At 58.2% G+C, this 6000-nt stretch carries 5 protein-coding genes; 3 read left to right on the top strand and 2 right to left on the bottom strand.

Going from position 1 to position 6000, the window contains the following annotated elements:
* Positions 1-254: 254 nt before the first annotated feature.
* Positions 255-1001: an NRDE family protein gene (locus KDX30_RS25830; protein ID WP_231677868.1), complete on the bottom strand. Its 747-nt coding sequence runs from the start codon at positions 999-1001 to the stop codon at positions 255-257.
* A gap of 203 nt (positions 1002-1204) precedes the next feature.
* On the opposite strand from KDX30_RS25830, the gene lgt reads away from it, so the two are divergent.
* Both lgt and KDX30_RS25820 read left to right on the top strand, forming a co-directional pair.
* The gene (lgt, locus tag KDX30_RS25825; protein WP_231677867.1) at positions 1205-2017 is read left to right on the top strand and encodes a prolipoprotein diacylglyceryl transferase; all 813 of its coding nucleotides are present in this window, start codon (positions 1205-1207) and stop codon (positions 2015-2017) included.
* Between the two features lie 52 nt (positions 2018-2069).
* Positions 2070-3041, top strand: coding sequence for a thymidylate synthase (locus tag KDX30_RS25820; RefSeq protein ID WP_087265917.1), 972 nt, complete (start codon positions 2070-2072; stop codon positions 3039-3041).
* Positions 3042-3178: 137 nt separating this feature from the next.
* Here the strand turns inward: KDX30_RS25820 and cadR are convergent, their stop codons facing one another.
* Positions 3179-3625, bottom strand: coding sequence for a Cd(II)/Pb(II)-responsive transcriptional regulator (cadR, locus tag KDX30_RS25815; RefSeq protein ID WP_027898508.1), 447 nt, complete (start codon positions 3623-3625; stop codon positions 3179-3181).
* 83 nt (positions 3626-3708) lie between these two features.
* On the opposite strand from cadR, the gene KDX30_RS25810 reads away from it, so the two are divergent.
* Complete coding sequence (locus KDX30_RS25810) at positions 3709-5988, top strand: heavy metal translocating P-type ATPase (protein ID WP_231677866.1); 2280 nt, start codon at positions 3709-3711, stop codon at positions 5986-5988.
* The last annotated feature ends 12 nt before the right edge of the window (positions 5989-6000 follow it).

Below are 6000 nucleotides of genomic sequence, written 5' to 3'. Positions count from 1 at the left end.
ATTGCACTCGAAACTGGGCTATGTGCCGCCCAATCAATATGAGCGGCAAGCAGCCTGACAATCACCGATTGAGGTGTCCGGAAAAAGTTGACCACTGCAGTGGGTGCATTAGTTCTTGGCTTGAAATGCTTTCCCCTGTGGGAGCCGGGCTTACCCGCGATTCAGGCACCTCGGTGTATCAGGCATATCGAGTGCTCTGTATCGCGGGCAAGCCCAGCTCCCACAAGAGATTGCATTCCAGCTGTTGAGTTGTATTAGATCTTCAACTCCACCTCACCCAGTCTCCCGCCGTATGGCCCAAAACTGTGTTCTATGAGGTGCTGGCTGCCGTCAGCATTGACGATCAGCACGGTGCTGGCCCGAGTGCCGTAGTTTGGGCTGGCGATGAACAGGCTCGACAGCAGCTTCTCGGTCTCCAGGCTGACACCTGTATCAGGCAGCTCAGTAGTTGGGGCGGTGGTCGGGTCGCTTAACAAGGCCATAAGCGCCAGTGGATTTGGATCATCCAGTTGGGTGCTCAGTGCAGTCTTGGCCTTCTCAACTTTTGGCCATGGCGTATCCAGTCCTGCGTTGGAGAGACCATAAACACCCTCATCGAGCCGACGCGGTTCAGGGTTGGAGCTGTTGAGGTAGTACAACTGCTGACGATCACCCACCAGCAAATTGAAACCGCCGTATTCGGCCGCTCTGTTCGCTACCTCTACGAGATAATCTTCAATCGAAATATCGCTGGTCAAAAATTGAGCAACCAGTTCGCCTCGTGATCTATGCCCCAGTGGCAAGCTCGGGTTGCGAATATTGGTCAGTGCTGCAAAACGCCCGTCTGCGGTGATACCAAGCCAGGTTCCGCCAGCTTCAAGGTCCCGCCCGGCGTAGACCTGAGGTGCGTCCGCCCACTGCGCGAGGGGCTGGGTCGGGCGCGCATAGAACTCGTCACGATTGGCCGCGACGATCAGCGGCTGTGTGTGAGAGGGGCGCCAGGCGAAAGCGATCAGACACATGCAGTACTCCTTTTTGAGCCACTTTACTCACACATGAGGTTTGCATCCATCGCACGCCGCTAGAGCGCCGGGCGTTGCTCCGGTAACATGCCGGTCTCTTTTCGTCATGCCCGGCCAAATAGCTGTTCAGCGCGGGTTTATGTTTCCTGCTTTAGTGTGTCTGGTTAAGTGCTCGCGAGAGCGTTCCCATTTAAGGAGTTGCAATGCTGCCTTACCCGCAGATTGACCCGGTGGCGGTGGCTATCGGCCCGCTGCAAATACACTGGTACGGTTTGATGTACCTGGTCGGTATCGGCGGCGCGTGGCTGCTGGCATCGCGGCGCTTGAACAGCTTTGATCCAACCTGGACCAAGGAAAAGCTCTCCGACATGATTTTCTGGCTGGCCATGGGCGTGATCGTCGGTGGGCGGCTGGGTTATGTGCTGTTCTATGATCTGCCCGCGTACATCGCCAATCCACTGTTGATCTTCGAAGTCTGGAAGGGCGGCATGGCGTTCCACGGCGGTTTCGTCGGCGTGATGATCGCGGCGTGGTGGTTCGGCCGACGCAATGGCAAGTCGTTCTTCGAGCTCATGGATTTCGTCGCGCCCATGGTGCCGATTGGTCTGGGTGCAGGACGTATCGGTAACTTTATCAATGCCGAGTTGTGGGGCAAGCCGACCGATTTGCCGTGGGCAATGGTCTTCCCGCCATTCAGCGATCCGGCGCAATTGCCGCGTCATCCTTCGCAGCTTTATCAGTTCGCGCTCGAAGGCGTCGCGCTGTTCATCATTCTCTGGCTGTTTTCTCGCAAGCCTCGTCCGACGATGGCTATTTCCGGCATGTTCGCGCTGTTTTATGGACTGTTCCGGTTCCTGGTCGAATTCGTACGGATGCCCGATGCGCAACTGGGCTACCTGGCGTGGGGCTGGGTCACCATGGGGCAGATCCTCAGCCTGCCAATGATCATCGCCGGTGCAGTGCTGATCTGGCTGGCGTACAACCGCGCTCCCGCTGGCAAGAACGCGGTGGTCTAACACCGAAACGTCGGGCGTTGCAGCCCGGCGGATTCACCGAAGCAGGTAATTTATGAAGCAATATCTGGATCTGGTCGCCCACGTCATCAAGAACGGCACGTTGCAGGCCAACCGCACCGGTGTGAAAACCATCAGTTTTCCCGGCGCCATGCTGCGTTATGACCTCAAGGAAGGCTTCCCGGCGATTACCACCCGGCGAATGGCCTTCAAGTCGGCGATTGGCGAAATGGTCGGCTTCCTGCGTGGCGTGAACAACGCCGCCGAGTTTCGTGAACTGGGCTGCAAAGTCTGGGACCAGAACGCCAACGAGAACGCCCAATGGCTGGACAACCCGTTCCGCAAGGGCGAAGACGATCTGGGCGAAATCTACGGCGTGCAATGGCGCAAGTGGCCTGCCTACAAGCGCATTGACCTGAGTAATCCGAAAGCCATCGAACTGGCGATCAGCCAGGGCTATCAGCAGATCGCTCAGTCCGAGGAAGACGGTCAGCCTTACGTGGTCCTGTACAAGGCCATTGATCAGATTCGCCAGTGTGTCGACACCATCATCAAGGATCCGGGCAGCCGCCGCATTCTGTTCCACGGCTGGAACTGCGCGCAGCTGGATGAAATGGCTTTACCGCCTTGCCACCTGCTGTATCAGTTCCACCCGAATCAGGAGACCAAAGAAATCTCCCTGACGCTGTACATCCGCTCCAACGATCTGGGCCTCGGCACGCCGTTCAACCTGACCGAGGGGGCTGCGCTGCTGAGCCTGATCGGTCGTCTGACGGGCTACACGCCGCGCTGGTTCACGTATTTCATCGGCGATGCCCATGTCTACGAAAACCATCTGGACATGCTCAATGAACAGCTCAAGCGCGAGCCGTATCCGATGCCTAAACTGGTGATTTCCGATCGTGTGCCGGAGTTTGCCAAGACTGGTGTGTATCAGCCGGAGTGGCTGGAGCAGATCGAGCCTTCAGACTTCTCGCTGGAAGGTTACGAGCATCACCCGGCGATGACCGCGCCGATGGCGGTTTAAGGCGTTGCATTGATGCTTTTATGTGGGAGCCGGGCTTGCCCGCGATTCAGGCGCCTCGGTGTATCAGACATACCGAGTAATCTGCATCGCGAGCAAGCTCTGCTCCCACAGAGAATGCGCGAGGCCTCGCGATCGCCTCAATGCCCATGACTCCTGCCCACATGGGAGTGCTCCACATCAGCGGTCACCACGCTGCCGCTGACTTCCAGTCGATCCAGAATCCCGCAATGATCCGGTGCGCCGTCGCTGCAGCGTTGGCGCAAGTCCAGTAGCTGTGTCTGCAGGGCTTGCAGGCTGGCGATGCGGTCGTTGACGTGCTGGATATGCTCATCAATCAGCGCATTAACACTCACGCACTGATCTTGCGGACTGTCGCGCAGGTGCAGCAGGCTGCGGATTTCCTCAAGGGTCATGTCGAGGCTGCGGCAATTGCGGATGAAGGTCAGTCGCTCCACGTGTGCCTGAGTGTACAGCCGATAGTTGCCATCGCTACGCGCAGGTGCCGGAAGCAGGCCCTCGCGCTCGTAATAACGGATGGTTTCCACCTGCGCGTCAGTCAATTTTGCCAGCTCGCCAATCTTCATCGTCGTCGATCCTGTTTCAGTGCTTGACCCTATAGTGGCTACAGGGTGTTCACTTGGCAACAAGCACGATAAAGGACCGGACCATGAGCCAGTTGACCCCTGTTCACGACAAGCACGATCACGATAGCCACGATCACGAAAAGCATGACCATGAAGGCCACGACCATTCTCAGCATGATCACGGCAAGGCCGAGCATGGTCACGGCGGCTGCTGTTCGTCGAAAGTCTCGCCTGCGATGGTCTCGTTCACGGACGCCCCTGCATCCGGCGCGCAACTGAGCACATTCCGTATCGAGCAAATGGATTGCCCAACGGAGCAGACCCTCATCCAGAACAAGCTGGGCAAACTGGCGGGCGTGCAGAAACTTGAATTCAACCTGATCAATCGCATGCTCGGCGTTTGGCACGAACTGCCGTCCACCGACCCGATTCGCGACGCCATCGCTTCGTTGGGCATGCAGGCCGAACCGATTGAGGAAGGCGCAGAGTCAACGCCGGCTCCGGTGGTTAAAAAATCCTGGTGGCCGCTGGCGCTGTCCGGCGTCACCGCGCTGGCCGCTGAAGTCATCCACTTCGGTTCATTCGCGTCGGATTGGGTCGTGGCCATTGTGGCGCTGGTTTCCATCCTCAGCGGTGGGCTGGGTACTTACAAAAAAGGCTGGATCGCGCTTAAGAACCGCAACCTGAACATCAACGCTTTGATGAGTATTGCCGTAACGGGCGCAGTGTTGATCGGGCAATGGCCGGAAGCAGCGATGGTGATGTTCCTGTTCACCGTCGCTGAGCTGATTGAAGCAAAATCTCTGGACCGAGCGCGCAACGCTATCAGCGGTTTGATGCAGCTCACACCTGAGTTGGCGACCGTGAAACAGGCGGACGGTCAATGGCTGGAGCTGGAAGCCAAAAACATCGAATTAGGCGCCATCGTCCGGGTTAAGCCGGGTGAGCGCGTTGCTTTGGATGGCGAGGTGGTAGCAGGTAACTCGACGATTGATCAGGCGCCGATTACCGGTGAAAGCCTGCCGATTGAGAAAACCATCGGCGACAAAGTCTTTGCCGGGACCATTAACCAGTCCGGCTCGCTCGAATATCGCGTCACTGCGGCGGCCAATAACTCGACGCTGGCGCGGATCATTCATGCGGTGGAGGCGGCTCAAGGTTCTCGGGCGCCTACTCAGCGTTTCGTTGACAGCTTCTCGCGCATCTACACCCCGGCGGTGTTCATCTTCGCGCTGGGCGTAGCGATCATTCCTCCGCTGTTTATGGGCGCGGCCTGGTTCGACTGGATCTACCGCGCGCTGGTCCTGCTGGTGGTGGCTTGCCCTTGTGCACTGGTGATTTCCACGCCGGTGACCATTGTCAGCGGGCTGGCAGCTGCGGCGCGCAGGGGCATCCTGATCAAGGGCGGTGTGTACCTGGAAATGGGCCACAAGCTTGATTACCTGGCTCTGGACAAGACCGGCACGATCACCCACGGCAAGCCGGTGCAGACCGATTTTGTCTTGCTGGAGTCAACCGCGGCGGATCTGGTTGCCGGTGTGGCGGCGAGTCTGGCAGGGCGCTCTGATCACCCGGTTTCCCAAGCGATTGCCAAGGCGGCCGGGCAAGACGTTGATGGCCATGAAGTCACTGCGTTCGAAGCGCTGGCTGGGCGCGGCGTGCGTGGCGAGATCAATGGCGAGCTTTATCATTTGGGCAACCATCGCCTGGTGGAAGAGCTGGGCCTTTGTTCTCCCGAGTTGGAAGCGCAGCTTGATGCGTTGGAGCAGCAGGGCAAAAGCGTTGTGCTGCTGTTGGACAAGTCTGGCCCGCTGGCACTGTTTGCGGTGGCCGATACCGTCAAGGAAAGCAGCCGCGAAGCGATCCAGCAACTGCATGAGCTGGGCGTTAAAACCCTGATGCTGACCGGTGACAACCCGCACACCGCCAAGGCGATTGCTGCACAGGTGGGTATTGATTCGGCTCAGGGCAACCTGATGCCAAGCGACAAACTGGAGGCTATCGAAGCGCTGTATGCCAAAGGCCATCGAGTCGGCATGGTCGGCGACGGCATCAACGACGCACCTGCGCTGGCGCGTTCCGAGATTGGCTTTGCCATGGCGGCCGCCGGAACGGACACTGCGATTGAGACGGCTGATGTCGCCTTGATGGACGACGATCTGCGCAAGATCCCGGCATTTATTCAGCTGTCGCGCAAGACTTCGGCGGTGCTCAAGCAGAACATCTTCCTCGCTCTGTTTATCAAAGCGATCTTCCTGGCGATGACCTTTGCCGGCATGGCCACGATGTGGATGGCGGTGTTCGCGGATATGGGCGTGAGTTTGTTGGTGGTGTTCAATGGGTTGCGGTTGTTGAAGAAGTAACCGTAGTCAATG

Origin of the sequence: Pseudomonas quasicaspiana (assembly GCF_021147825.1) — a bacterium.
Lineage (GTDB): Bacteria > Pseudomonadota > Gammaproteobacteria > Pseudomonadales > Pseudomonadaceae > Aquipseudomonas > Aquipseudomonas quasicaspiana.
Note: the sequence above shows the minus strand (reverse complement) of the source record. Positions and strands in the feature narration are given on the sequence as shown.

Bases quoted from the DNA above. Each gene is read 5' to 3' on its own strand.
- KDX30_RS25830 (WP_231677868.1), bottom strand. From the start codon at position 1,001: ATGTGTCTGATCGCTTTCGCCTGGCGCCCCTCTCACACACAGCCGCTG.
- lgt (WP_231677867.1), top strand. From the start codon at position 1,205: ATGCTGCCTTACCCGCAGATTGACCCGGTGGCGGTGGCTATCGGCCCG.
- KDX30_RS25820 (WP_087265917.1), top strand. From the start codon at position 2,070: ATGAAGCAATATCTGGATCTGGTCGCCCACGTCATCAAGAACGGCACG.
- cadR (WP_027898508.1), bottom strand. From the start codon at position 3,625: ATGAAGATTGGCGAGCTGGCAAAATTGACTGACGCGCAGGTGGAAACC.
- KDX30_RS25810 (WP_231677866.1), top strand. From the start codon at position 3,709: ATGAGCCAGTTGACCCCTGTTCACGACAAGCACGATCACGATAGCCAC.